Annotated in this window: 27 protein-coding genes and 1 riboswitch; of the genes, 11 read left to right on the forward strand and 16 right to left on the reverse strand. The window is 72.5% G+C overall.

Going from position 1 to position 23,697, the window contains the following annotated elements:
* Nucleotides 1-5: 5 nt before the first annotated feature.
* Nucleotides 6-191: a hypothetical protein gene (locus tag ACFC1X_RS31740; RefSeq protein WP_376360298.1), complete on the reverse strand. Its 186-nt coding sequence runs from the start codon at nt 189-191 to the stop codon at nt 6-8.
* 275 nt (nt 192-466) lie between these two features.
* On the opposite strand from ACFC1X_RS31740, the gene ACFC1X_RS31745 reads away from it, so the two are divergent.
* The gene (locus ACFC1X_RS31745; RefSeq protein WP_376360301.1) at nt 467-2,515 is read left to right on the forward strand and encodes a HelD family protein; all 2,049 of its coding nucleotides are present in this window, start codon (nt 467-469) and stop codon (nt 2,513-2,515) included.
* 114 nt (nt 2,516-2,629) lie between these two features.
* Here the strand turns inward: ACFC1X_RS31745 and ACFC1X_RS31750 are convergent, their stop codons facing one another.
* The 3 genes from ACFC1X_RS31750 to ACFC1X_RS31760 form a co-directional block, all read right to left on the reverse strand.
* Nucleotides 2,630-3,319, reverse strand: coding sequence for a copper homeostasis protein CutC (locus ACFC1X_RS31750; RefSeq protein WP_376360304.1), 690 nt, complete (start codon nt 3,317-3,319; stop codon nt 2,630-2,632).
* A gap of 76 nt (nt 3,320-3,395) precedes the next feature.
* A complete protein-coding gene (locus ACFC1X_RS31755) occupies nt 3,396-4,079 on the reverse strand; it encodes a maleylpyruvate isomerase family mycothiol-dependent enzyme (RefSeq protein ID WP_376360307.1) in 684 nt (227 codons plus the stop codon).
* Nucleotides 4,080-4,112: 33 nt separating this feature from the next.
* Entirely contained in the window at nt 4,113-4,760 is a 648-nt protein-coding gene (locus tag ACFC1X_RS31760; protein WP_376360309.1) for a TetR/AcrR family transcriptional regulator, read from the reverse strand.
* A gap of 84 nt (nt 4,761-4,844) precedes the next feature.
* Between ACFC1X_RS31760 and ACFC1X_RS31765 the strand changes: the two genes are divergently transcribed.
* Both ACFC1X_RS31765 and ACFC1X_RS31770 read left to right on the forward strand, forming a co-directional pair.
* A complete protein-coding gene (locus ACFC1X_RS31765) occupies nt 4,845-5,507 on the forward strand; it encodes a hypothetical protein (protein WP_376360312.1) in 663 nt (220 codons plus the stop codon).
* Between the two features lie 10 nt (nt 5,508-5,517).
* On the forward strand, nt 5,518-6,585 hold the full coding sequence (locus ACFC1X_RS31770) for a GNAT family N-acetyltransferase (RefSeq protein WP_376360315.1): 1,068 nt from the start codon (nt 5,518-5,520) through the stop codon (nt 6,583-6,585).
* On the opposite strand, the gene ACFC1X_RS31775 is transcribed toward ACFC1X_RS31770, so the two are convergent.
* Both ACFC1X_RS31775 and ACFC1X_RS31780 read right to left on the reverse strand, forming a co-directional pair.
* A complete protein-coding gene (locus ACFC1X_RS31775; RefSeq protein ID WP_376360318.1) occupies nt 6,567-6,869 on the reverse strand; it encodes a DUF4031 domain-containing protein in 303 nt (100 codons plus the stop codon). The genes ACFC1X_RS31770 and ACFC1X_RS31775 overlap by 19 nt on opposite strands.
* Nucleotides 6,870-6,879: 10 nt before the next feature.
* The gene (locus ACFC1X_RS31780) at nt 6,880-7,260 is read right to left on the reverse strand and encodes a hypothetical protein (protein ID WP_307013266.1); all 381 of its coding nucleotides are present in this window, start codon (nt 7,258-7,260) and stop codon (nt 6,880-6,882) included.
* A 55-nt stretch (nt 7,261-7,315) separates the two neighbouring features.
* Between ACFC1X_RS31780 and ACFC1X_RS31785 the strand changes: the two genes are divergently transcribed.
* The 4 genes from ACFC1X_RS31785 to ACFC1X_RS31800 all read left to right on the forward strand — a co-directional run bounded on the left by ACFC1X_RS31785 (nt 7,316) and on the right by ACFC1X_RS31800 (nt 10,523).
* Nucleotides 7,316-8,272, forward strand: coding sequence for a MurR/RpiR family transcriptional regulator (locus ACFC1X_RS31785; protein ID WP_376360321.1), 957 nt, complete (start codon nt 7,316-7,318; stop codon nt 8,270-8,272).
* A gap of 103 nt (nt 8,273-8,375) precedes the next feature.
* Nucleotides 8,376-9,311, forward strand: coding sequence for an N-acetylmuramic acid 6-phosphate etherase (gene murQ / locus ACFC1X_RS31790; RefSeq protein ID WP_376360324.1), 936 nt, complete (start codon nt 8,376-8,378; stop codon nt 9,309-9,311).
* Between the two features lie 56 nt (nt 9,312-9,367).
* The gene (locus ACFC1X_RS31795; RefSeq protein WP_376360327.1) at nt 9,368-9,937 is read left to right on the forward strand and encodes a hypothetical protein; all 570 of its coding nucleotides are present in this window, start codon (nt 9,368-9,370) and stop codon (nt 9,935-9,937) included.
* Nucleotide 9,938: 1 nt separating this feature from the next.
* Nucleotides 9,939-10,523, forward strand: coding sequence for a TetR/AcrR family transcriptional regulator (locus ACFC1X_RS31800; RefSeq protein WP_376360330.1), 585 nt, complete (start codon nt 9,939-9,941; stop codon nt 10,521-10,523).
* A 9-nt stretch (nt 10,524-10,532) separates the two neighbouring features.
* Here the strand turns inward: ACFC1X_RS31800 and ACFC1X_RS31805 are convergent, their stop codons facing one another.
* Nucleotides 10,533-11,285, reverse strand: coding sequence for an SDR family NAD(P)-dependent oxidoreductase (locus ACFC1X_RS31805; RefSeq protein ID WP_376360333.1), 753 nt, complete (start codon nt 11,283-11,285; stop codon nt 10,533-10,535).
* Between the two features lie 95 nt (nt 11,286-11,380).
* Here ACFC1X_RS31805 and ACFC1X_RS31810 point away from each other — a divergent pair, with 95 nt between their 5' ends.
* On the forward strand, nt 11,381-12,001 hold the full coding sequence (locus tag ACFC1X_RS31810) for a TetR/AcrR family transcriptional regulator (protein WP_376360335.1): 621 nt from the start codon (nt 11,381-11,383) through the stop codon (nt 11,999-12,001).
* 252 nt (nt 12,002-12,253) lie between these two features.
* Here the strand turns inward: ACFC1X_RS31810 and ACFC1X_RS31815 are convergent, their stop codons facing one another.
* Complete coding sequence (locus tag ACFC1X_RS31815; RefSeq protein ID WP_376360338.1) at nt 12,254-12,643, reverse strand: hypothetical protein; 390 nt, start codon at nt 12,641-12,643, stop codon at nt 12,254-12,256.
* Between the two features lie 119 nt (nt 12,644-12,762).
* Here ACFC1X_RS31815 and ACFC1X_RS31820 point away from each other — a divergent pair, with 119 nt between their 5' ends.
* Nucleotides 12,763-13,602, forward strand: a complete 840-nt coding sequence (locus ACFC1X_RS31820; RefSeq protein ID WP_376360341.1) for a Scr1 family TA system antitoxin-like transcriptional regulator — start codon at nt 12,763-12,765, stop codon at nt 13,600-13,602.
* Nucleotides 13,586-13,777 carry a DUF397 domain-containing protein gene (locus tag ACFC1X_RS31825; protein WP_376360343.1) on the forward strand — a complete coding sequence of 64 codons (192 nt, stop codon included), beginning with the start codon at nt 13,586-13,588 and terminating at the stop codon, nt 13,775-13,777. The genes ACFC1X_RS31820 and ACFC1X_RS31825 overlap by 17 nt, the downstream gene beginning before the upstream one ends.
* A 15-nt stretch (nt 13,778-13,792) precedes the next feature.
* Here ACFC1X_RS31825 and ACFC1X_RS31830 read toward each other — a convergent pair whose 3' ends face one another.
* The 7 genes from ACFC1X_RS31830 to thrC form a co-directional block, all read right to left on the reverse strand.
* The gene (locus tag ACFC1X_RS31830) at nt 13,793-14,545 is read right to left on the reverse strand and encodes a translation initiation factor IF-2 (protein ID WP_376360346.1); all 753 of its coding nucleotides are present in this window, start codon (nt 14,543-14,545) and stop codon (nt 13,793-13,795) included.
* Entirely contained in the window at nt 14,542-16,077 is a 1,536-nt protein-coding gene (locus ACFC1X_RS31835) for a carboxylesterase/lipase family protein (protein WP_376360349.1), read from the reverse strand. Before ACFC1X_RS31835 ends, ACFC1X_RS31830 begins: the two co-directional genes overlap by 4 nt.
* A gap of 43 nt (nt 16,078-16,120) precedes the next feature.
* Nucleotides 16,121-17,251, reverse strand: coding sequence for an NADH:flavin oxidoreductase (locus tag ACFC1X_RS31840; protein WP_376360351.1), 1,131 nt, complete (start codon nt 17,249-17,251; stop codon nt 16,121-16,123).
* A 222-nt stretch (nt 17,252-17,473) separates the two neighbouring features.
* The gene (groL, locus tag ACFC1X_RS31845; protein ID WP_376360353.1) at nt 17,474-19,099 is read right to left on the reverse strand and encodes a chaperonin GroEL; all 1,626 of its coding nucleotides are present in this window, start codon (nt 19,097-19,099) and stop codon (nt 17,474-17,476) included.
* A 331-nt stretch (nt 19,100-19,430) separates the two neighbouring features.
* Nucleotides 19,431-19,634, reverse strand: coding sequence for a cold-shock protein (locus ACFC1X_RS31850; RefSeq protein WP_004929928.1), 204 nt, complete (start codon nt 19,632-19,634; stop codon nt 19,431-19,433).
* Between the two features lie 438 nt (nt 19,635-20,072).
* Entirely contained in the window at nt 20,073-20,348 is a 276-nt protein-coding gene (locus tag ACFC1X_RS31855) for a MoaD/ThiS family protein (protein WP_122619603.1), read from the reverse strand.
* 88 nt (nt 20,349-20,436) lie between these two features.
* The gene (gene thrC, locus ACFC1X_RS31860) at nt 20,437-21,738 is read right to left on the reverse strand and encodes a threonine synthase (RefSeq protein ID WP_376360357.1); all 1,302 of its coding nucleotides are present in this window, start codon (nt 21,736-21,738) and stop codon (nt 20,437-20,439) included.
* Between the two features lie 17 nt (nt 21,739-21,755).
* Nucleotides 21,756-21,903: riboswitch (SAM riboswitch) on the reverse strand.
* A gap of 152 nt (nt 21,904-22,055) precedes the next feature.
* On the opposite strand from thrC, the gene ACFC1X_RS31865 reads away from it, so the two are divergent.
* Nucleotides 22,056-23,000 carry a glucosyl-3-phosphoglycerate synthase gene (locus ACFC1X_RS31865; RefSeq protein ID WP_376360360.1) on the forward strand — a complete coding sequence of 315 codons (945 nt, stop codon included), beginning with the start codon at nt 22,056-22,058 and terminating at the stop codon, nt 22,998-23,000.
* A gap of 3 nt (nt 23,001-23,003) precedes the next feature.
* On the opposite strand, the gene ACFC1X_RS31870 is transcribed toward ACFC1X_RS31865, so the two are convergent.
* Nucleotides 23,004-23,684: a hypothetical protein gene (locus ACFC1X_RS31870; protein ID WP_376360362.1), complete on the reverse strand. Its 681-nt coding sequence runs from the start codon at nt 23,682-23,684 to the stop codon at nt 23,004-23,006.
* Between the last annotated feature and the right edge of the window lie 13 nt (nt 23,685-23,697).

Raw genomic sequence — 23,697 nt, forward strand, 5'->3', positions numbered from 1 at the left:
CGGGGTCAGTGGCGGCGGACGCCGGCCTCCTCGCCGTACTCGCCGAGCACGACCACGTCGAAGGCGGCGCCCGCGAACACCCGCACGGCGCGCACGGCGTCGCCGAGCCGGTGCCGGTGGCTGCCGGCCACGGGCGTGGCACCGGACGCGCGGCCGGGTGCCGGGGCGGGGTACATGGTTGCTGCGCTCATGTCTCCATGGTGCGACCGCGCGGCCCCGACCGGCATCGGTCTCGGGACCGAACCCGCTCCTCCCCCGCGTACGCCTCCCGGGGGACGGGTGCCCCTCAGGTCGGAGGGCCCGTCCCCTAGGGGTCGAAAAAGAGTTGGCCCGCCGCCCGCCCCCTCCCCTAAAATCTCCGCTCTTGCCCGCCTCCCTCACGGAGTGCCGTCGTCCGGTTGGAAACCGGTCGGCTCCTCGCGCGCGCCCGCGCCCACCGCACCGCAGGTCACCCGGAGGCACCGCCTTGTCCACGCCCGTCCATGACGACCCCCTGTCCCGCGAGCGCGCCCACCTGGCCGCCTCGCGCTCCGCCCTGCGCGCCATGCGCGAGGACGTGGAGTCCCTCGACATCTCCGACGTGACCGCGAACTGGGTCAACGCCGCAGTGCTGGAGAGCCAGATCGAGGACCGCATCAAGGCGCTGGCCGACCTCAGCGAGACCCCGCTGTTCTTCGGCCGGCTCGACTACCTGCACGCTCCCGGTGCCGAGCAGGCCGAGGGCGCGGAGGGCGAGCGCTTCTACGTGGGGCGCCGTCATGTGCACGACGGGGACGGCGACCCGATGGTGATCGACTGGCGGGCGCCGGTCTCGCAGCCGTTCTACCGGGCCTCGAAGAACGACCCGCTGGACGTCTCGCTGCGCCGCCGCTTCGGCTACACCGGCGGGGACCTCACGGCGTACGAGGACGAGCACCTGTCCGACCCGGCCGAGGCGGCGACCACCAGCAAGCTGCTCCAGCAGGAGATCGAGCGGCCGCGTGTCGGGCCGATGCGGGACATCGTCGCGACGATCCAGCCCGAGCAGGACGAGATCGTGCGCGCCGGGCTGACCGGCTCGGTCTGCGTGCAGGGAGGCCCCGGCACTGGCAAGACCGCCGTCGGCCTGCACCGGGTCGCCTACCTCCTGTACGCCCACCGCGAGCGCCTGGCCCGCACCGGCACGCTGGTCATCGGGCCGAACCGGTCCTTCCTGCACTACATCGAGCAGGTGCTCCCGGCCCTCGGCGAGCTGACGGTCCGCCAGGCCACCGTCGAGGACCTGGTCGGTCACGTCGAGGTGCGCGGTGCGGACGAGGCGGCGACGGCGGTGGTCAAGGGCGACGCGCGGATGGCGGAGGTGCTGCGCCGGGCCCTCTACGCGCACGTCGCCCCGCCCGCCGAGGGGATCGTCGTGGTGCGCGGCTCGCGGCGCTGGCGGGTGGCGGCGTACGAGCTGGAGGAGATCGTCCGTGAGCTGCTCGCCCGCGACATCCGCTACGGCGCCGCCCGCGAGGCGCTGCCGCAGCGCATCGCGCACCTCGTGCTGGTGCAGATGGAGCGGGCGGGCGAGGCGCCGGACGACCGGGTGCAGAACGCGGTGGCGCGCAACGCCGCCGTGAAGGCGGCGGTGAAGGCCATCTGGCCGCCGGTCGACCCCGCGAAGCTGGTCCTGCGGCTCCTCTCCGACGCGGACTTCCTCGCCGAGCACGCCGCGGGCGTCCTCACCGAGGACGAGCAGAAGGCGGTGCTGTGGGTGAAGCCGGCCCGCTCGGTGAAGTCCGCCAAGTGGTCGCCCGCGGACGCCGTGCTGATCGACGAGGCGACCGACCTGGTCGAGCGCACCCACTCGCTCGGGCACGTGGTCCTCGACGAGGCGCAGGACCTCTCCCCGATGCAGTACCGCGCGGTGGGCCGGCGCTGCACCACCGGCTCGGCGACCGTCCTCGGCGACCTGGCGCAGGGCACCACGCCGTGGGCGACGCGGAGCTGGGCCGAGGCGCTGGGGCACCTCGGCAAGGGCGAGGCCGTTGTGGAGGAGCTGACGGCCGGTTTCCGCGTGCCGACGGACGTCATCGCGTACGCCTCCCGGCTGCTGCCGCACATCGCGCCGGGTCTGACGCCGGTCGCGTCGATCCGCGAGAACCCGGGCTTCTTCGACGTCCGTACGACGCCCGCGGGGACGGCCGGGGTGCTGGCGGCCTGCGGTGAGCTGCTGTCCCGCGAGGGCTCCGTCGGCCTGATCGCGGCGGACGCGCGGGTGCCGGAGCTGGCGGCGGCGCTCGACGCGGCGGGCGTCGGGTACGTCGGGCCGGGCGAGGAGACCACCCACGCCACGCGGCTGACCCTGGTGCCGGCCTCGCTGGCCAAGGGCCTGGAGTACGACTACGTGGTGCTGGACGAGCCGCGGGCCGTGGTGGACGGGGAGCCGGACGAGCGGACGGGGCTGCGGCGGCTGTACGTGGCGCTGACGCGTGCGGTGTCGGGTCTGATCGTGACCCACGCTACGGAGTTGCCGGCGCAGTTGGCCTCATAGCTGCGGGGCACCGGTGTCGTGGCGTGGGTGTCACTCGCCCGCGTTGGCGGGGTGCCGCTCTCATTGGGACGGGTGCCGCCCCAGCGGCACGACTGCCCGCAGCTGGGGGGGAGACTAGTCCCCCAACACCCGCCGCCACTCCGCGACCGCCTCCGACGACACCGGCCCCTCCCACCCGGAGGGCCGCGCCGCGCCGCCGATGTGGAACGCGTCGATCCCCGCCGCCAGCAGCCCCGGCACGTGCTCAAGGCGCAGGCCGCCGCCGACGAGGAGCTGCTGCTCGTAGCCCGGCTCGCCCCGCCGCCGCGCCTCGGCGAGCAGGACGGTCATGCCCTCGTCCACGCCGCCGGCCGCGCCGGCCGTGAGGTAGGTGTCAAGCCCCGGGAAGTCCCCGAGCTGCTTGCGCAGGGCGTCGCGGTTCGCGGCGCGGTCGATCGCCCGGTGGAAGGTCCACCGGCAGCCGTGCAGCACCCCGGCGATCCGCTCCACCGCGTCGAGGTCCACGTCCCCGTCCGGGTCGAGGAAGCCGAGCACGAACTCCGTCGCCCCGGCCTCCCGCATCCGGCCGGCGAGCCGCGTCAGCCGTTCGACGTCCCCGGCGGCGAACCCGTCCGCGAGGCGCAGCATCACCCGCAGGTCGATGTCGACGGCGGCCCGGATCGCGGCGACGGTCTCGGCCGACGGGGTGAGTCCGTCGGCCGCCATGTCGGTGACCAGTTCGAGGCGATCCGCGCCTCCGGCCTGGGCGGCGACCGCGTCCTCGACGTCGAGGGCGATCACCTCCAGGACTGCACGCTTGCTCATGGGACCCCATTCGTCGGCCTGCTACAGGTCTAGTCCAATCCAAGACTACGCCCAGACGGCAGGCCGGGGCGCCCCCTCAGTCGCCGAAGAGGTTCAGCTCCGCCGCCTCCACCCCGGCCAGCTCGTACCCGGCCGGGTCGCCCGGCGGCCGGCCCGCGTACAGCCGTACGAGGGTGGCGGCGTCGCCGATGAACCGGCCCGGGGGCCGCTCACCGCTCACCGCGCCGAGTTTCAGGGGCTCGTCCACGTCGTCGAGGTCGGCGTGGAGCGGCACGTGGCCGCGGTCGCGGGTGAGGGTGCCGAGCAGCGCGAGGGCGGCGGGCAGGCCGGGCCCCGCGTACGCGCCCGGCTCGCCCAGGGCCGTCCGCACGTCACCCGCGTGCACCCACTCCCCCAGCGCGATCCCGTCCAGCTTGCCGCCCGCGCGGCCGATCACCGGACCGGCCTCGGTCATGCCGCGCTCCAGCTCGTCCACCACGCGGGCGTTGCTCCAGTCCGCGCGTTCGGCGATGTCGCGGTCGTTGGACGCTGGCGAGAAGACGCCGTCCTCGTAGCGGCTCTCCACCACGCGGATCAGCGCGGAAGAGCAGTGCGCCAGCACGTCGCGCACAGTCCAGCCCGGACACGCGGCGACGGGCAGCGCGAAGTCCGCGTCCGCCCGCGCCCGCAGCAGGGGCACCAGTGCGTCCCGCTCGATGGTCAGCAGCCGCCCGGGCAGCTCGGGGTCGCGTACGTCGTTCACGTCGGCAGGAGTCGTCATGGACCCCACGTTAGGGCCGGGCGGGGGCCGCGGTCAGCGTCCCGACAGGTCGTCGACCTCGGCGTCGAAGAGCAGGGCGGGGTCGAAGGCCATGCCGGTGAAGTGTCCGGCGAGTTCGAGGGAGAGGGCGCCGTGCACGCGGGTCCAGAAGGCGAGGGCGCGGTGCAGGGCCGCGGCGGGGGCCGGGTGGCCGCCCGCCCACTGCCGGTGGCCGTCGATGTGCGCGTCGAAGTCGCTGGCGGGGCCGTCCGACGGCAGTGCGGCGCAGGCGTCGAGGATGACCGCCATGGTCTCGGCGGCGATCGCGGTGATGTCGTCGGGGGCGTGGTAGCCGGGGACGGGGGTGCCGAAGACGAGGAAGTAGCGGTGGGGGTCGGCGAGGGCCCACGTGCGCAGGACGTGCGCCAGTCCGGCGAGGTCGGCGCCGGAGTCGGCGGCCGCCTTGAAGCTGTCGGCGAGGCTGCGGTAGGCGTCCCGGACCAGTTCGGTGATCAGCTCGTCGCGGCCGGCGAAGTACCGGTAGAGCGCGGGCCCGCTCATGCCCATCCGCTTGGCGATCGCGTTGAGCGAGAGCGCGGAGGCGCCCGCCGTGGCGATCTGCTCCCACGCGTGCTCCTTGATCTCCGCGCGCACCTGGGTGCGGTAGCGCTCGCGCGGGGTCCCGGTGCGCGCCTCGGGCATGGTCCGCCACCTCTCCGCTTCATCGTCAAGATTGAGTGAGAGGCTATCACCAGAGCTATCGCTGGGAGCTGGAAGAATGGGCGCATGGCCGACCTCGACGCCCTGCGCTCCCGTTTCGCCCGTGCCCTGGAGCAAGCCGCCGCCCCCGGTTCCGGCCCCGACCCGGCGCCGTACGCCGACCGCCTGCTCGCCCGCTGGCAGGAGCCGCACCGGCGGTACCACACGCTCGCGCACCTGACCGCCGTACTGGACCACGTCGACGTACTGGCCGAGTACGCCGACGACTTGGCCGCCGTCCGGCTCGCCTCCTGGTTCCACGACGCGGTCTACCTCCCCGAGCGCTCCGAGAACGAGGAACGCTCGGCCCGGCTCGCCGAGCGCGCCCTGGCCGAGGCCGGGGTCCCGGCGGAGCGCACCGCCGAGGTGGCCCGGCTGGTCCGCCTCACCGTCACCCACGCCCCGGCCGACGACGACCGCGACGGACAGGTGCTGTGCGACGCGGACCTGGCGGTCCTCGCCTCGCCGCCGTCGGCCTACGCGGCGTACACGGTCGCCGTGCGCGAGGAGTACCACTTCGTGCCGAACGACGCCTTCCGCGAGGGCCGGGCCGCGGTCCTTCGGCAGCTGCTCGGCCTGCCCCGGCTGTTCCACACCCCGCACGGCCGCCGGGAGTGGGAGGCGACCGCCCGCCACAACATCACCGGCGAGCTGGAAATGCTGTCGCTCGGAGACGCCCCGGACGCTTAGCCTGCCCGGCATGCGGACCATGGGTGGGGAACAGGTGGAGGAAGCCGTCGCGGGCGCCGTCGCGCTGCTGCGGACGGCGGCCGGCCGGGACTGGGAGACGGCGCGGGCGGGCCGGCTGGAGTGGAGCTGCCGGTACACGGCGGAGCACATCGCGGGCGTCCTCATCGCCTACGCGGGCCAGCTGGCCGGACGCGCCACCGAGGCGTGGGTTCCCTTCGAGATCACCCTGGACGAGGGCACCGGCACCGAGGACGTGCTCCAGGTGATCGAGACGAGCGGCGCACTGCTCGCCGCGACCGTGCGCACCACCCCGCGCGAGGTCCGCGTCTTCCACCCGTACCCGTACCGCAGCGCGAACCGCGAGGGCTTCGCCGCGATGGGGCTCGCCGAGGTGTTCCTGCACACGCACGACATCGCCGAGGTCCTCGGGCTGACCTACGAGCCGCCTGCCCAGCTGTGCGCGGACGTCCTGGCCCGGATCTTCCCGCACGTCCAGCCCGGCACCGACCCCTGGCGCACCCTGCTGTGGGCCACCGGCCGCGGCGACCTGCCCGGACGCGCCCCGGTCACCGAGTGGCGCTGGCGCAACAACCTGGTGATCCCGGCCGCACGGCTCACCCTCCAGGGCGTCACCCCGGCCGCCGCCACCGACCTCGCCGCGGGCGGCGACGGCGGGTTCGAGTGGGTCGACGGCGGGCCCTTCCAGGGCACCCGGGACGCCGCCGGCATGCTGCTCAAGGCGTACGAGGGGGGCGTGCACCGGCCGGAGTGGGGTGTCTTCGTGCTCGTGCGCGCGGAGGACGGGCGCGCGGTCGGCGGTATGGGCTTCCACGGCCCGCCGGACGAGGACGGGCGGGTGGAGATCGGCTACGACCTCGCCGAGGCGGCCCGCGGCCACGGCTACGCCACCGAGGCGCTGCGCGCGCTGTCCGCGTGGGCGCTGGCGCGGGACGAGGTGACGTCCGTGTTCGCGACGACCGAGCCCGCCAACGTCGCCTCCCAGGCCGTGATCACCCGCGCCGGCTTCACCCGGGTCGCCGGCGACGAGGGGCAACTCGCCTACGAGCTGCGCGGCTGAGCGCCGGAACCTGCTGCGGCTCCGGAGAAGCCCTTGCGGCGCCGCAGCCCCGCCCCGTGCAGCAGCCGCACCACCTCGCGGCTGCTGACCTCCAGCGCACCGGCGGACACCGCGTCCGCGTACCGCTGGGCGGGGACGTCGTAGTGGTCGCGTTCGAAGGCGCGGCGCGGCACGCCCAGCGTCGCGGCGAACGCGTGCAGCTCGGCGTAGGAGACGTCGCTGACCAGGTGCGACCACATGCGGCCGTGGCCCGGCCAGGTCGGCGGGTCGATGTAGACGGTCACCGGGGCGTCCTCACGGGGCGGAGCCGCCGGTGGCGCCGCCCAGCGAACCGACCGCGGCGACCTTCACGCCCGCCTTGCCGCACACCCAGTGCGGGTCGGGACCCAGTTCCGGCTCGACGTCCAGCGCGTGCGGGTCGCCGGAGCCGCAGACCGGGCAGAGCGGCCAGCGGCCGTACCGCTCCAGCAGGGCGTCCTGCACGTCCTGCGCGACCAGCCCGGCCACGAACTCCGCGCCCTCGGGCCACTGCTCGACCCACCAACGCCGTTGTACGACGGACTCCTCGACCAGCGACACGACGTCCGGCTCGGCGACCTGGCCCGCCACCAGATCGGCGAGTACGAGAGCGCGCGCGGCGTGCAGCGTCTGCTCCAGGGGGCTGATGGGGTCCATGCACCCATTGTGCGCACTCTTGACCCGCGGACCGAAACGAAAATATCTTTCATGAGTGACCGATGAAGTGAAGGAAACTTTCGCGCACGCCTCCGGGGGCCGTCGCGCCACCGGCGGCGGGACCGCGCCGCCCGCGCCCGCCGCCCTCGCGGCCAAGGTGCGCACGCTGGCGCCGTCGATGACCCGCTCCATGCAGCGGGTCGCCGAGGCCGTCGCCGGCGACCCGGCCGGCTGCGCCGCCCTCACGGTCACCGGTCTCGCCGAGCTGACCGGCACCAGCGAGGCGACCGTCGTACGCACCGCCCGGCTGCTCGGCTACCCCGGCTACCGCGATCTGCGCCTCGCGCTGGCCGGGCTCGCCGCCCAGCAGCAGTCCGGCCGCGCGCCCGCCATCACGACGGACATCGCGGTGGACGACCCGATCGCCGACGTCGTCGCCAAGCTGGCCTACGACGAGCAGCAGACCCTCGCCGACACCGCCGCCGGGCTGGACACCGGCCAGCTCGGCGCGGCCGTCGCCGCGCTGGCGGCCGCCCGCCGCACCGACGTGTACGGCATCGGCGCGTCCGGGCTGGTCGCCCAGGATCTCACCCAGAAACTCCTGCGCATAGGGCTGATAGCCCACGCCCCCAACGACCCGCACCTCGCCGTGACCAACGCGGTGCAGCTGCGCGCCGGGGACGTCGCCCTCGCGATCACCCACTCCGGGTCGACCGGGGACGTCATCGAACCGCTGCGGGCCGCCTTCGAACGCGGCGCTACGACCGTCGCCATCACCGGGCGTCCCGACAGCCCCGTCACGCAGTACGCCGACCACGTGCTGACCACGTCCACGTCGCGGGAGAGTGAGCTGCGGCCGGCGGCGATGTCCTCTCGGACGAGTCAGCTGCTGGTGGTGGACTGTCTGTTCGTGGGGGTGGCGCAGCGGACGTATGAGGCGGCGGCGCCGGCGCTGGCGGCGTCCTATGAGGCGCTGGCCCATCGGCATGGAGCGCTCCGCGGGAGACCGTAGGGGTGATCGCCGTTCGCGGCCGCGAGCCCGTCGTGGCTGGTCGCGCAGTTCCCCGCGCCCCTGGGGTAATAAAGAGACCGACCTTGGAAAGAGCCGTTTCCTGATGACTGCAACCCCCCATCACCCCGATCTCCGTTCCCAGTTGGAGAGCCTTGCCACTGAGGCGTTTCGGCCCGAGCTGGCCGAGATCGATCAGTTGGACACTCTCGACATCGCGCGGACGATGAACGGTGAGGATGCCGCCGTCGCCGCCGCCGTCGCCGCGCGGTTGCCGGAGATCGCCGGTGCCATCGACGCCGTGGCCGCCCGGATGGCGCGCGGCGGGCGGCTGGTCTACGCGGGCGCCGGGACCGCCGGACGGCTCGGGGTGCTGGACGCCTCGGAGTGCCCGCCCACCTTCAACACCGCCCCGGGGCAGGTCGTCGGCCTGATCGCGGGCGGCCCGGACGCCATGGTCACCTCGATCGAGGGCGCCGAGGACTCGCCCGAGCTGGCCCGTGCCGACCTGGAGGCCCTCGGGCTCACCGCCGACGACGCGGTGGTCGGCGTCTCCGCCTCCGGCCGCACCCCGTACGCCGTCGGCGCCGTCGAGCACGCCCGCGCGGTCGGCGCCCTGACCGTGGGGCTGGCCTGCAACGAGGGCAGCGCGCTGGCCGCCGCCGCCGAGCACGGCATCGAGGTCGTCACCGGGCCCGAGCTGATCACCGGGTCGACCCGCCTGAAGGCCGGCACCGCGCAGAAGCTGGTCCTCAACATGCTGTCGACGATCACCATGGTCCGGCTCGGCAAGACGTACGGGAACCTGATGGTGGACGTGCGCGCGTCCAACGAGAAGCTGCGCGCCCGCTCACGCCGGATCGTCGCGCTCGCCACCGGCGCCGCCGACGCCGACATCGAGCGCGCGCTGACCGCCACCGACGGCGAGGTCAAGCACGCGATCCTGGTCCTCCTCGCCGACGTGGACGGCCCGACCGCGGCCCGCCTCCTGGCGGACTCCGACGGCCACCTGCGGGCCGCGCTGGCGGCGGCGGACGGCTGACCCGCGCCAGGGCCGGTGGCCCGGGGCCGTCGGCGGCGTGTGCGATTCTGAAGAACATGAACCACGCCCAGCTGACCGCCCTGGGCCGCGCCCTGCGTCTCCTCGGTGAGCACGGCGAGGCCCTGACCGGTGACACCCCCGACGCCAAGCTGCACGAGGTCCGCGCGGACGTGAAGCGCGCGCTGGACCTGCTGGAGGAGAGCGTCGCGACGGCGGCCCCCACCACCCGCTGCCCGGAGCACCCGACGGGACCGGTCGACGAGGCCGCCCCCGACCGCTGCCTGCTGTGCGAGACCCGCCGCCGCAGCGCCCGCCGCGCCGAGTACAACGGCGGCCCCCTCCCGGCCCGGCCCGCCGAGCCGGTCCAGTCCCGTTACGGGGTGCGGGGCGACCGTCCGCAGCCCCAGCAGCGCTGGCTGCCCGAGCTGTGGAACGGGCAGGCGTGGCAGCTGTGCGGCACCCCGCGCCGCGACCGCCGCGAGGCCGAGCTGTACATCGCGGCCCAACTGCGCGCCCCGCGCGCGGCCATGGCGTACCGGCTGGTCCACGAGTTCACGGACTACGAGGTGCTGCGGGTGTGGGGCACACCGGTGCGGGTCGACATCGAACCGATGGGCGGCCTCTGAGGTGGTCAGACGGAACGACCTGCGGCGCGCCGCCCTCGTGGACGCCGCCATCGAGGTGCTGGCGGCGCAGGGCGCCCGGGGGCTGACCTTCCGGGCGGTGGACGCCGAGGCCGCCGTCCCGGCCGGCACCGCGTCCAACTACTTCGCCAACCGCGACGACCTGCTCACCCAGACCGGCGCCCGCGTCTACGAGCGCCTCCACCCGGACGAGGCGACGATCGCCCGCCAGCGCGCGGGCGGCGACAACCGCGACACCTACGTCCGGCTGATGCGCGAACTCGTGGACCGCGTCTCCTCCTTCCGCTCCGGCTACCTCGCCCTGCTCGAACTGCGGCTGGAGGCCACCCGGCGCCCCGGCCTGCGCGCGGTCCTGACCGAGCGCATCCGCGAGGACGTGGACGCCAACGTCGCGTACCACGAGGGGTCGGGGCTCCCGGGCGACGCCATGGCCGTCAAGTTGCTCTACCTCGCCCTGAACTGGCTGATCGTCGAACAGCTCACCCTCCCGGACGTGTTCACCGAGGAGGAGCGCGACCGGCTGGTGACGGCGGCGGTCGAACGGATCGTGGTGCCGGACCGGGAGTGACCCGGCGGCTCAGAGCTGGTTCTCGCCGCCGTCCACGTGCCAGTTGACGCCGAGCACGAAGCTGCTCTGCCCGGAGGCCAGGAAGGCCACCACCTCCGCGACCTCCTCGGGGCGCCCCGTCCGGCCGAGGGGGACTCCCGCGGCGAACCGCGCCTTGGTCGCCTCCGGGTCCGGTGAGGTGGCGGCCACCGCGTCGAGCGCGGGAGTGGCGATGGTCCCCGGAGAGACGGCGTTGACCCGCACGCCCCGGCCCTTCAGCTCGTTCGCCCAGGTCCGGACATACGAACGAACCGCCGCCTTGGTCGCCGCGTACGTGCCGAAGGCCTCGACCCCGTCGTCGGCGCGGACCGAGGTGTTGACGATGACAGAGGCGCCGTCGTTGAGCAGCGGCAGCGCCTTCTGCACGGTGAACACGGTGCCGCGCACGTTGACCCCGAAGGTCTGGTCGTAGTGCTCCTCGGTGGTCTGCTCCAGGGTGGCGAAGGAGCCGGTCGCCGCGTTCGCGAAGAGCACGTCGAGCCCCCGGCCGCGGGCGCGGACCGCGTTGTAGAGCCGGTCCAGGTCGGCCTGGTCGGCGATGTCCCCCGCCACCGCGGTCGCCCGCTCCGCGCCGATGGTCTCCACGGCGGCGTCCAGCTCGGTCTTGCGCCGCCCGGTGATGAACACGTGCGCCCCGTCGGCCGCCAGCCGCACGGCGGTCGCCAGGCCGATCCCGCTGCTGCCGCCGGTGATCACCGCGGTCTTGCCGTCGAACTGTCCCATGGGAATGACCTCCGTCGATTTAAGTATCGATCGGTACCGAACAACGACCGTAGCACTTCAGAACCGATCGGTACAGAAGAGGTATGCTCGGTGCCATGGAGACGGGACGGAAGAAGGCGCCGGTCGGCCGGCCGCGGGGTTTCGACGCCGACGAGGCGCTGGAGCGCGCGATGCGGGTCTTCTGGGAGCACGGCTACGAGGGCGCCAGCCTCACCGACCTCACCGACGCCATGGGCATCACGCGCACCAGCATGTACGCGGCCTTCGGCAACAAGGAGGACCTGTTCCGCAGGTCCCTGGAGCGCTACGAGGAGGGCCCCGCCGCCTACCTGGCCCGGGCCCTGAAGGAGCCGACCGCCCGCGAGGTCGCCACCGCCTTCCTGAACGGCTCGGTGCGGACCACCACCAGCCCGGGCTGCCCGAGCGGCTGTCTCGGCGTCCAGGGCTCCCTCGCCGCCGGCGAGTCGGGCCGGGCCGCCCGGGACCTGCTCGCCGACTGGCGCAACGGGGGCGTCGACCGGCTCCAGGACCGTTTCCAACGTGCCGTCGACGAGGGCGACCTGCCCCCCGGCACCGACCCGGCCCTCCTGGCCCGCTACCTCATGACCGTCGGTAACGGCATCGCCGTCCAGGCGGCCGGCGGCGCCACCCGGGACGACCTCCGGCAGGTGGCCGACCTGGCGCTGCGCGGCTGGCCGCCTCTCACGGAGAGGTGACGGCCGCCCGTCCGTCGCCTGCGGCAGCGCGCTCAGGGTGTTCGTGTAGAGGAGACGCCGGTATCCGCGCTGGGCGAAGTTGGCCCATACGGCGGTCAGGTTACTCTCGGTGATCTCCGCGCGGCGGTGCGGGTCTCCCTCCGGTGCGGGATGCACCGCGGAGCGCAGCAGCGCCCAGACCGTCGTCTTGCCGACACCAGCTCGTCCAGGGAGCGCGGCGGCCTGACGCGAGGCCCGGTGACCATGACCGGTCTAGCCCCGCGCGCTCTCGTGGTTCGTGTGCCGCAGTCTGGCCCGCATCACCTCGTCCGTCCCCGCCGCCGTCACCGACCCGTGCGGGCAGTCCCACTCCCGGCCCCCGCCGACCGGCCGCAGTTGCACGCTGCCGCCGACGTGCCCCATCACCTCCCCCACCCGGCCGTCCCGCGCGTCCACGGCGTGCGTGCCGACCGCCGGCCGCTCACCCCGCACCACCGACGCCAGCCGCTCGGCCACCCGGACGTTGCAGCGCCCCAGCTCGACCAGGGCGAACGGCTCGTCACTCGCGCCGGTCACCGGATCGACGCACAGGGACGGCAGGACGACGCCCGCGCCCAGGAGTGCCTGCCGCAGGGACTCGACGATTTCCTCGGTCGACCGCACCTTTCCTCCACCTCCACGCTGAGTTCGTGATTCGCGACACAGCGTGTCCGGTCCGCCTCTAACCTGGCCAGAGAGGGAGGCCCAACAACCCCTGCTGTACGACCGGGAGTTCCGTTGCCATGCCTGGACCGAAAGACCTCGACCCCTCGTCGTCCCCCCGCGCCCTGCTGGGTGCGGAGTTGCGCCACGCGCGGGAGAAGGCCGGGCTGAGCCAGGAGGAGTTGGGCGGACGGTTGTTCGTCAGCGGCTCGTTCATCGGCCAGCTGGAGTCCGGGACGAGGAGGATGCAGCGCGAGTACGCGGGTCTGCTGGACGACGCCCTCGGGACGGAGGACTTCTTCCGGCGCAACTGCGCGGCTTCGGCGAAGTCCAGACATCCCGAGCACTTCGCCGAGGCCGCGGAGGCGGAAGCGCAGGCAACCGCAATCAGGCAGTACGCTCCACTGCTGATCCCAGGCCTGCTTCAGACCCCCGCGTACGCGCGGGCAGTTTTCCGCGCCTATCGACCCACGGGGCCGAATGAGAAGGTGGACGAGCTGGTGGCGGCTCGAATGGAGCGGGCCCGCATCCTCGACGATCCAACGAATCCGTTGTTGTGGGTGGTGCTCGACGAGGCCGCACTGCGCCGGGAGACGGGCGGGCGCCAAGTGATGGCAGAAGCTCTGCACCACTTGATCGGCATCATCCGGCGAAGCCGGGCCATCGTGCAGGTCCTGCCGCTCAAAGCCGGTGCCCATGCGTCGATGGAGGGCTCCATCAAGCTGATGGACTTCAAGGACGCGCCTCCTCTGCTCTACTTCGAGGGAGTCGGCACCGGACGGTTGGAGGACGATCCCACCACCGTCAGGTACCAACGTCACACCTACGAGCTTCTGACCGCCGAAGCCCTCTCCCCACAGAAGTCCCTGGCCCTGATCGAGGCGATGGCGCAGGATTACGCCCATGAGGAGTACCCCTGAGGCGACTTGGCACAAGTCCAGCTACAGCGGCGGGAGTGGCGGCGACTGCCTCGAAGTAGCCGTCGGCAACCCCACCACCACCCCCGTCCGCGACTCCAAGAACCCCGACGGACCAACCCTCCGCTTCCAAGCCGCCGCCTGGACCGCCTTCATAGGCGCCCTCAAGGCGTCCTGACCCGGCGTCGGGCGTTCAGTGCGGCGGCGGCGCCGGGTGCAGGGCGTTGGACACCGTGCAGCCGGCCTCCCCCCGCATCCGCTGGACCCGGGGCGGTACCCACACCTCGGTCGCGCCGGGGTCCACCCGGGCGAGGACGCAGTCCTGCGGGCCGAAGCCGTCGCCCGGCACCAGCAGGAGCACGCCGACCCGTCCGCCGTCCGCCTTCACCTCGCTGCGGATCGCCGGGTCCATGTCCAGCCCGGCGATCACGCGCCGCACCTCCGCCTCGTCGGCACGGCCGCCCTCCGGCACCCGGGGCAGCTTCGCGCGCAGTTCCTTTTCGGGCAGCTGGGGCGGCTCGGGCGGCGGGCCGAAGACCAGGGGAAGGCTGTCCGGGCAGTCCACGTCACGGGGCTTCTCGCGCCACTCGGACCGGGATGACACGCGGACCGCGAAACACCGCCGTACGGTGACCTCCTCGATGTCGAAGGTCGAGTTGAACGCCGTGCCGGACGTGCGGACGACCAGTTCGAGGCCGTCCCCGTCGTGGGACGAGGTGCCGTCGACCCGCATCACCTCCACCCCGTCCATACCGGCGGCCTCGCGCCCCGCCTCGTCCGCCGTGCGCGGACGCTGGCCGTAGAGTCGCTCGCCCACCGTCCTGGCCACCTCGCGGGCCGCGTCCGTCGCCTTCTCCTCGGACGGCTCGGCCACCCCGCAGCCCGCGACGAGCAGCGCCAGGGGCGCGAGCAGCAGCAGCGGCCGCAGTGAGCGTCCGGCGCTCACGCGCCCCGTCCCACGAGGGGCAGCGGCGGGAACTCGTAGCCCTCCCACAGGCGTCGGGACCTCTCCTCCGGGTACGGCGCGACGACCGGCTCGGCGTCCAGGACCTGGACGAGGCGGCGTTCCGTGTCGTACGCGGGCCAGCCCGGGTCGCCCGTGCGCGCGAACGCCGTCCAGGAGGACCGGAAACGGGAGGACAGGGCCAGCGCCTCCGGGGACGGCTCCGCACCGGCGAAGACGAGGAGGCCGAGGTCGGCCCCGAACGTGCCGAAGAGCAGCGGGACGTCCAGGGCGTGACAGGCGCCGAGGGCGCCGCCGTCGGCCGGGGCCGCCCAGGTCAGCTCGTAGACGTGGGCGTGGCCCCCGCCCGCCACATGCGCCTCGGCCAGGTGCAGGGAGGGCATGCCGAACAGCCAGTCGGTCTGGACGCGTTCGTAGAGGTCGTTCGCGGAGGCGCCCGGGAACGCCGCCCGGTAGGCCGCCTCGCCGCCCGGCGCGTACAGGCGCAGGGCGGCCCCCGCCCGTTCCTCGCCGATCTCGCCGAGCTTTCCGGCCATCGCGGTGAACAGGCGGTTCTCGTCGCGGTTGTGACCGACGACCAGGTCGACGTCGCGGGAGGCGCCGGAAGTCAGCGCCCGCCAGGGTGTGACCGGCAGGACCTCGCCGTCGACGACCGGGGCGTACGGCGTGACGGTGGGCGCGGCCTGTCCCCAGCGGTCGACGCGGCCGGGCATCTTCGGGGCGAGGGCCTGACCGGCCTTGACGAGCTGCTCGGGAGCGAGGGCGCCGAGGTCGGCGACGGTGGGGCGCAGACCGGCCTCGGCGGCGAGGGCGGTACCGAGGTCCCGGGCGAGTTCCGGCGAGAAGAAGGTGCCCGGCACGCTCTGCGCGATGGCCCGCCCGAAGAGTCCGGCGGCGCTCGGCATGGCGAGCAGCGCGGCCACGGAACCGGCGCCCGCGGACTCCCCGAAGACGGTGACCCGACCCGGATCGCCGCCGAACGCCGCGATGTTGTCCCGTACCCACTCCAGCGCGGCCACCTGGTCGAGCAGACCCCGGTTGGCGGGGGCGCCCTCGATGTGGGCGAAACCCTCCATGCCGAGGCGGTAGTTGAAGGTGACGACGACGAGGTCGCCGTCGACGGCGATGCGGCGGGCGTCGTAGCCGGGGCTGCCGGAGTGGCCGAGTTTGTAGGCGCCGCCGTAAATCCACACCATCACCGGGCGGCGGGCGGCCGGATCGGGCTCCGGCGTCCAGACGTTGACCGTCAGCCAGTCGTCACCCTGGGGGAGCGCACCGGCCGGGGGCGCGATGCCGAGGTCCTGCGGGGGCGGCGGGCCGAACGCGTACGCGTCGCGTATGCCGTCCCAGGGGCGGACGGGGCGCGGGGCGGCGAACCGGCCCGCGCCCACCGGGGGTTCGGCGAAGGGGATGCCGCGGAAGACGGTCAGCCCGTCCTCCCCTCGCCCGCGCACCGCACCGGCGGCCGTGCGCACCACGGGTTCCACTGACTCCACGGGTCCAGGGATCGTCATCCCACGGACAGTACGCCGTGGTGCGCACCGCGAGCGGGCGGGGTCAGCTCAGGGTCTTCAGCGACGCCGCGTCGTAGGGGGCGAGGCTGTCGAAGCGTCCGGCGAGGACCTTCTCGGCCCACAGCGGGTCCTGGAGCAGCGCGCGGCCGACGGCGACGAGGTCGAACTCGTCGCGCTCCAGGCGGTCGAGGAGGTTGTCGAGGCTGCCGACGGGGGCGCCCTCGCCCAGGAACGCCTTGGTGAAGTCGCCGTCGAGGCCGACCGAGCCGACGGTGATGGTGGTGCGGCCGGTCAGCTTCTTGGTCCAGCCGGCGAGGTTGAGGTCGGAGCCGTCGAACTCGGGGAGCCAGTAGCGGCGGGTGGAGGCGTGGAAGGCGTCGACGCCGGCCGAGGCGAGCGGGGCGAGGATCGCCTCCAGCTCCTCGGGGGTCTCGGCGAGGCGGGCGTCGTAGGCCTCCTGCTTCCACTGCGAGTAGCGGAAGATCACGGGGAACTCCGGCGAGACCCTCTCCCGTACGGCGGCCACGATCTCGGCGGCGAACCGGGTGCGGGCCACGGGGTCGCCGCCGTAGGCGTCGGTGCGGCGGTTGGTGCCGGACCACAGGAACTGGTCGACGAGGTAGCCGTGGGCGCCGTGGATCTCCACGCCGTCGAAGCCGATGCGCTCGGCGTCCGCGGCGGCCTGGGCGAAGGCGCCGATGACGTCGTCCAGGTCGCGCCGGGTCATGGCCGTGCCGGTGACCTCGTCCTCGCCGATGCGCAGCCCGGAGGGGCCGACGGCGGGGGCGTCCGCGAACGGCGGCTGGCCGGCCTTGCGCACCATGCCGATGTGCCACAGCTGGGGCACGATCGTGCCGCCCGCCGCGTGCACCGCGTCGGCGGCCTTCGCCCATCCGGCGAGCTGCTCCTCGCCGTGGAACCGGGGCACTCGGCTGCTCTGCCCGGCGGAGTCGTGACCGACGTACGTCCCCTCGGTGACGATCAGGCCGACTCCGGCGGCGGCCCGGCGGGAGTAGTACGACACCACGTCCTCACCGGGGACGCCGCCCGGGGAGAACATCCGGGTCATCGGCGCCATCGCGATGCGGTTCGGCACGGTGAGTCCGTTGATGGTGGCCGGGCGGGCGAGGATCTGGGCGGCGCGGGAGGCGGCCTCGACGGGGGTGACGGTCACGTGGGGGCTCCTTGGTGGGGGGTACCAGGTGGTATGTGCGTGCGCATGGACACTCTCCAGCGTGAACCCCGCATCCACCAGCCCTCATTCCGCCCACCGCACCCGCCGGGGCGTGATCCGGCCCACAGCCCCGGTCCGGGACAACGCCGAGGGCGGCACCCCCCGCTCGGGGAGTGCCGCCCTCGGTTCGTGCGGGACGCTCGATCAACCGGAACCGGTCGATCAGAAGTCCATGTCACCGCCCGGCATGCCGCCCGGAGCACCGGCCGCGGCGGCCTTCTCCGGCTTGTCGGCGATGACGGCCTCGGTGGTGAGGAACAGCGCGGCGATGGAGGCGGCGTTCTGCAGCGCGGAACGGGTCACCTTCGCCGGGTCGATGATGCCCTCGGCGATCATGTCGACGTAGTCACCGGTCGCGGCGTTCAGGCCGTGGCCGACCTGGAGGTTGCGGACCTTCTCCACGACGACGCCGCCCTCGAGACCACCGTTGACGGCGATCTGCTTCAGCGGGGCCTCCAGGGCGAGCTTCACGGCGTTGGCGCCGGTCGCCTCGTCACCCGACAGCTCCAGCTTCTCGAAGACCTGGGAGGCCTGGAGCAGGGCCACGCCACCACCGGCGACGATGCCCTCCTCGACGGCCGCCTTCGCGTTGCGAACGGCGTCCTCGATGCGGTGCTTGCGCTCCTTGAGCTCGACCTCGGTGGCGGCACCGGCCTTGATGACGGCCACGCCGCCGGCCAGCTTCGCCAGGCGCTCCTGGAGCTTCTCGCGGTCGTAGTCCGAGTCGCTGTTCTCGATCTCGGCGCGGATCTGGTTGACGCGGCCGTTGACCTGGTCGGTCGAGCCGGCGCCGTCGACGATGGTGGTCTCGTCCTTGGTGATGACGACCTTGCGGGCGCGGCCCAGGAGGTCCAGGGACGCGTTCTCCAGCTTGAGGCCGACCTCCTCGGAGATGACCTCGCCGCCCGTGAGGATGGCGATGTCGCCGAGCATGGCCTTGCGGCGGTCACCGAAGCCCGGGGCCTTGACGGCGACGGACTTGAAGGTGCCGCGGATCTTGTTGACGACCAGGGTCGACAGGGCCTCGCCCTCGACGTCCTCGGCGATGATCAGCAGCGGCTTGCCCGACTGCATGACCTTCTCCAGGAGCGGCAGCAGGTCCTTGACGTTGCCGATCTTGGAGTTGGCGATCAGGATGTACGGGTCGTCGAGCGACGCCTCCATACGCTCCATGTCGGTGGCGAAGTACGCCGAGATGTAGCCCTTGTCGAAGCGCATACCCTCGGTGAGCTCCAGCTCCAGACCGAAGGTCTGGGACTCCTCGACGGTGATGACGCCTTCCTTGCCGACCTTGTCCATGGCCTCGGCGATCAGCTCGCCGATCTGGGTGTCGGCGGCGGAGATGGAGGCCGTGGAGGCGATCTGCTCCTTGGTCTCGACGTCCTTCGCCTGCTCGAGCAGGGCGGCGGAGACGGCCTCGACGGCCTTCTCGATGCCGCGCTTCAGGGCCATCGGGTTGGCGCCGGCCGCGACGTTGCGCAGGCCTTCCTTGACCAGGGCCTGGGCGAGAACGGTCGCGGTGGTCGTACCGTCACCGGCGACGTCGTCCGTCTTCTTGGCGACTTCCTTGACCAGCTCGGCGCCGATCTTCTCGTACGGGTCCTCGAGCTCGATCTCCTTGGCGATGGAGACACCATCGTTGGTGATCGTGGGGGCGCCCCACTTCTTCTCGAGGACGACGTTGCGGCCCTTGGGGCCGAGCGTCACCTTGACGGCGTCCGCGAGCTGGTTCATGCCGCGCTCGAGGCCGCGCCGTGCCTCCTCGTCGAACGCGATGATCTTGGCCATGTGAAGTGGTCCCTCCAGGACTGGGGGTGATTCCTTCGGACCGCGCCCGCGCCCGCGACGGACGGCTCGCCGACCTCGTGGTTCCTTCCCCACCCGGCCTGCGGGCCTCACCGACCCGGTCCTTCGTTGTCACTCTCACCTTCAGAGTGCTAACGCCAATGATTAGCACTCGACCCCATCGAGTGCAAGCGCCTCCGGGGGATCCGGCCGCCCGCTCAGCCACCCGCGAACACCGGGCGCGCCCCGGGTCCGGGCAGCCCGAAGGGCCCGCACCTCCGGGGAGGTGCGGGCCCTTCGGAGAAGAACCGTTTACTTGCGGTGGCCGAACGTCTCAGGCGCTGAGGCGAACCATGTCGGCCTGCGGGCCCTTCTGACCCTGCGAGATCTCGAACTCGACCCGCTGGCCTTCTTCGAGGGTGCGGTAGCCGTCCATCTGAATCGCGCTGTAGTGGACGAAAACATCCGCACCACCGTCGACCGCGATGAAGCCGTACCCCTTCTCCGCGTTGAACCACTTGACGGTGCCCTGAGCCATGCCTAACTCCCCTATTACTGGCCCTTGCACAGATCCGCACTTCGCGGACCCGGGTCAGACCTCACCCCCCACGACTGGGGGCGTGCGCCGGAACGCGTCGACCGCGGCTGAATGTATCTGTCCAACTGCCGTCTGCAACAGGTCAATCGGACGAGAAATCTGGACGTACCCGGTCCGGAATATGACGAGCTTTCCCCTGAATGTGGGTCAAGTCGGGGCACACAAAAGTCACAAAAGCCGCGAAACACACCCACACTTTGGCTGTTTCTTGTCGGGCGGGCGGCAGGAATTCAAGGTTCCCGATGCCTTGATCGGGAGCGTGTTCCCCAACTCTACCGCGCTCAATCCAATGGAATTGCCCCCTCCGCTTCTCTTACGGAGGGGGCAATTCGATGAACTCTGCGTCACCACGATTACCAGCGGTAACCAACGGCGTGATCAGCCGCCGGCGACCGCCGGGATGATGGAGACGCCCGCGCCGTCCGGGGTGGCGGTCTCCAGGCCCTGCTCGAAGCGCACGTCGTCGTCGTTGACGTAGACGTTGACGAAGCGGCGCAGCTTGCCCTGGTCGTCCAGGACGCGGGCGGCGATACCGGTGTGGTTCTTCTCCAGGTCGGAGATGACCTCACCGAGATTCGCACCCTCGGCACTGACCTCGGCCTGGCCACCGGTGTAGGTGCGCAGGATGGTAGGGATGCGGACGTTGACGCTCACTTGAACCTCCGGTCAAGTTGACTTACCTAGGGGCGCGGGGAACTGCGCGACCAGCCCCCACCAGCCCGCAGACGACGTACAAGCTGTCTTACTCGAGGCCGGCCTCACGGAACGAGTCGAGGTTGGGACGAATGGTCGCAGTCAGCCCCGTGTCCGCCACCGCGTCCAACGTCTTCAGACCGTCACCGGTATTGAGGACGACCGTGGTGAGCGACGGGTCCAGCAAGCCACTCTCGACCAGCTTCTTGGTGACCCCCACCGTCACACCACCGGCGGTCTCCGCGAAGATGCCCTCGGTCCGGGCGAGCAGCTTGATCGCGTCCACGACCTGCGCGTCGGTCACGTCCTCCACCGCACCGCCGGTACGCCGCGCGATGTCCAGGACATAGGGCCCGTCGGCGGGGTTGCCGATGGCCAGCGACTTGGCGATGGTGTCCGGCTTCTGCGGGCGTACGACGTCGTGGCCGGCCTTGTACGCCGTGGACACCGGCGAGCAGCCCTCGGCCTGGGCGCCGAAGATCTTGTACGGCTTGTCCTCGACCAGCCCGAGCTTGATCAGCTCCTGCAGCCCCTTGTCGATCTTCGTGAGCTGGGAGCCGGAGGCGATCGGGACGACGATCTGGTCGGGCAGCCGCCAGCCGAGCTGCTCGCAGATCTCGTACGCGAGGGTCTTGGAGCCCTCGGCGTAGTACGGCCGCAGGTTGACGTTGACGAAGCCCCAGCCCTCGCCGGCCGGGTCGCCGATCAGCTCGGAGCAGAAGCGGTTCACGTCGTCGTAGTTGCCCTGGATGCCGACCAGCTCGCCGCCGTAGACGGCGGCCATGACGACCTTGCCCTGCTCCAGGTCGTGCGGGATGAACACGCAGGAGCGGAAGCCGGCCCGGGCGGCGGCGGCGCCGACGGCACCGGCGAGGTTGCCGGTGGAGGAGCAGGAGAGGGTGGTGAAGCCGAAGGCGCGGGCGGCCTCCAGGGCCTGGGCGACGACGCGGTCCTTGAAGGAGTGCGTCGGGTTGCCGGAGTCGTCCTTGACGTAGAGACCGCCGGTGACGCCCAGCTCGCGGGCCAGGTTGTCGGCCTTGACCAGCTTGGTCCAGCCCGGGTTGATGTTCGGCTTGTCGGCCACGTCGGCGGGGACGGGCAGCAGGGGGGCGTAGCGCCAGATGTTGGCGGGGCCCGCTTCGATCCGCTTGCGGAGTTCCTCGGTGTCGTAGGCCGAGAAGTCGTAGGCGATCTCCAGCGGGCCGAAACACTCCTGGCAGGCGAAGAGCGGGCCGAGCGGGACCCGGTGGCCGCACTCCCGGCAGCTCAGGGCGGCGGCGGGGCCGAGGTCGACGGTGGTGTCGGTGGCGCCCGGGGTGTTCGTGGAGGTTTCGGCAGTCTGCACAGCCATGGAGGCGAGGCCCTTTCTCCTCATCTTCCTCACGACGCATCTCGCCGTGAGACGGATTTGGCACCTTCCCTAGTCGGGAGCCTCGCCACGTCTGTGTGACAAGAACCGACTGGAGGGTTGCCGGGGCTTCAACGGGCCGTATCCCTCTGCCCCTCTGGATGAGCGGTATGAAGTTGTTTTTCGCTGGTACGCGCGGCGACCCCGGCATGCGGTGGTCCTGCGCGTTGTTCAAGACTGTAACCGAAGGCCAGGACGGTTGAGATAGTCGTCCGTACCGCGAGATGGATCACAACTGATCACGAAGGAGCCCTGGGACCGTGCTGGAAGAAGTCGAGCGCTGGCTGAGCGCGCGTTCCTGGTCCGCCGGGGACCGGCCGATCCGGCAGCTGCTGGCCGCCAAACAGGCCACCGGGCAGACGGTCAGCGTGGTGCTCCCGGCCCTCGACGAGGAGGCGACGGTCGGCGAGATCGTCACGGTGATCCGCCGCGAGCTGATGGTCCGGGCTCCGCTCGTCGACGAGATCGTGGTGGTGGACTCCGGGTCGAGCGACCGTACGTCGGCGGTGGCCGCGGCGGCGGGCGCGCGGGTCGTGCACCGCGACGCGATCCTGCCGCGTGTCCCGGCGGTGCCGGGCAAGGGCGAGGTGCTGTGGCGTTCGCTGCTGGTCACCGGCGGCGACATCGTCTGCTTCGTCGACGCCGACCTGCGCGAGTTCTCCGCCGACTTCGTCTCCGGGATCGTCGGCCCGCTGCTCACCGAACCGGACGTCCAGCTCGTCAAGGCGATGTACGACCGCCCCCTCGGCACCACTCCGGGCCAGGGCGGCCGGGTCACCGAGCTGGTGGCCCGCCCGCTGCTCAACCTGCACTGGCCGCTGCTGGCCGGCTTCGTACAGCCGCTCGGCGGCGAGTACGCGGCCCGCCGCTCCCTGCTGGAACGGCTCCCCTTCCCCGTCGGCTACGGCGTCGAGCTGGGCATGCTGGTCGACGCCCTGCACCTGGTCGGCCTGGACGCCCTCGCCCAGGTCGACGTCGGCGTCCGCCGCCACCACCACCAGGACGGCCAGGCCCTGGGCCGCATGTCCGCCGCCATCTACCGCACCGCCCAGCTCCGCCTCGCCCGCGGCCACCTGGTCCGCCCGACCCTCACCCAGTTCGAACGCGGCCCCACGGGCTTCGAGCCCCGCACCCACGCCGTGGACACGGAGGAACGGCCACCGATGACGGAGATCGCGGAGTACGCGGCGCGGCGGGTGGCGTAGGCGTCAGCCGGAGACGCCGTCCGACCAGCGCCAGACGCCGCCCGAGTCCTGCTCGCAGGTCAGGTACTCGCCGCCGCGGCCGTGGGTGCTCAGGCCGCGGTGCTTCTTGGCGCAGAACTGGCCGTCGGCGTAGCAGTTGCCCGCGGGGCTCATCAGTTCGCACACGCCGGTACCGCCGCCGGTACCGCCCGTGCCGCTGTCCCGCGTCTTCGACGGCTTCGGGGTCGGCTTGGGGGTGTGCAGCAGACGCCCGGCGCAGTCGCGGCCGTCGCGGGGGACGGTGAAGGTCACGGCGCCGGAGCCACCGCTCTGCCCGCAGGCCTTCTCACCGCTGCCCCAGGAGGAGGCCCGCTGCCCGGTGCCCTGGAGGCGCACGGTGTAGTCGACGTCCGCCTTCTCGGCGGCGAGGACGGCCGCCCCGATGCCGCGGCCGGTGAGGTCCGGCAACGTGACGGCGGTGGGCGTCGGGGTCGGCGTGGGCGTCGGGGTCTCGGTGCTGAGGGCGGCCTCGGGGGTGGGGCTGCTGCTCGGAGTGGCAGTGGCGGTGGCCGACGCGGGCCGGCTGTCCTCCTTCGCACCGATGTCCCCGTCGCCGCAGCCGGCCAGGGCCAGTGCGGAGGCCGTGATCAGTGCCGCCGTGCCGGCGAGTCTGCGCGTGCGCGGGTGTCGCGTACGTATGGGCATGATGCGCCCACCC

The sequence above is a fragment of the Streptomyces sp. NPDC056128 genome, assembly GCF_042263835.1.
Lineage (GTDB): Bacteria > Actinomycetota > Actinomycetes > Streptomycetales > Streptomycetaceae > Streptomyces.

What these genes read in the sequence shown, in the direction of transcription:
- groL (WP_376360353.1), bottom strand. Translation starts at nt 19,099, where the DNA reads ATGGCCAAGATCATCGCGTTCGACGAGGAGGCACGGCGCGGCCTCGAG.
- ACFC1X_RS31850 (WP_004929928.1), bottom strand. Translation starts at nt 19,634, where the DNA reads ATGGCTCAGGGCACCGTCAAGTGGTTCAACGCGGAGAAGGGGTACGGC.
- ACFC1X_RS31780 (WP_307013266.1), bottom strand. Translation starts at nt 7,260, where the DNA reads ATGGACCCCATCAGCCCCCTGGAGCAGACGCTGCACGCCGCGCGCGCT.
- ACFC1X_RS31740 (WP_376360298.1), bottom strand. Translation starts at nt 191, where the DNA reads ATGAGCGCAGCAACCATGTACCCCGCCCCGGCACCCGGCCGCGCGTCC.
- ACFC1X_RS31760 (WP_376360309.1), bottom strand. Translation starts at nt 4,760, where the DNA reads ATGCCCGAGGCGCGCACCGGGACCCCGCGCGAGCGCTACCGCACCCAG.
- ACFC1X_RS31810 (WP_376360335.1), top strand. Translation starts at nt 11,381, where the DNA reads ATGGAGACGGGACGGAAGAAGGCGCCGGTCGGCCGGCCGCGGGGTTTC.
- murQ (WP_376360324.1), top strand. Translation starts at nt 8,376, where the DNA reads ATGACTGCAACCCCCCATCACCCCGATCTCCGTTCCCAGTTGGAGAGC.
- thrC (WP_376360357.1), bottom strand. Translation starts at nt 21,738, where the DNA reads ATGGCTGTGCAGACTGCCGAAACCTCCACGAACACCCCGGGCGCCACC.
- ACFC1X_RS31870 (WP_376360362.1), bottom strand. Translation starts at nt 23,684, where the DNA reads ATGCCCATACGTACGCGACACCCGCGCACGCGCAGACTCGCCGGCACG.
- ACFC1X_RS31805 (WP_376360333.1), bottom strand. Translation starts at nt 11,285, where the DNA reads ATGGGACAGTTCGACGGCAAGACCGCGGTGATCACCGGCGGCAGCAGC.
- ACFC1X_RS31765 (WP_376360312.1), top strand. Translation starts at nt 4,845, where the DNA reads ATGGCCGACCTCGACGCCCTGCGCTCCCGTTTCGCCCGTGCCCTGGAG.
- ACFC1X_RS31835 (WP_376360349.1), bottom strand. Translation starts at nt 16,077, where the DNA reads ATGACGATCCCTGGACCCGTGGAGTCAGTGGAACCCGTGGTGCGCACG.
- ACFC1X_RS31825 (WP_376360343.1), top strand. Translation starts at nt 13,586, where the DNA reads ATGAGGAGTACCCCTGAGGCGACTTGGCACAAGTCCAGCTACAGCGGC.
- ACFC1X_RS31795 (WP_376360327.1), top strand. Translation starts at nt 9,368, where the DNA reads ATGAACCACGCCCAGCTGACCGCCCTGGGCCGCGCCCTGCGTCTCCTC.
- ACFC1X_RS31750 (WP_376360304.1), bottom strand. Translation starts at nt 3,319, where the DNA reads ATGAGCAAGCGTGCAGTCCTGGAGGTGATCGCCCTCGACGTCGAGGAC.
- ACFC1X_RS31755 (WP_376360307.1), bottom strand. Translation starts at nt 4,079, where the DNA reads ATGACGACTCCTGCCGACGTGAACGACGTACGCGACCCCGAGCTGCCC.
- ACFC1X_RS31770 (WP_376360315.1), top strand. Translation starts at nt 5,518, where the DNA reads ATGCGGACCATGGGTGGGGAACAGGTGGAGGAAGCCGTCGCGGGCGCC.
- ACFC1X_RS31820 (WP_376360341.1), top strand. Translation starts at nt 12,763, where the DNA reads ATGCCTGGACCGAAAGACCTCGACCCCTCGTCGTCCCCCCGCGCCCTG.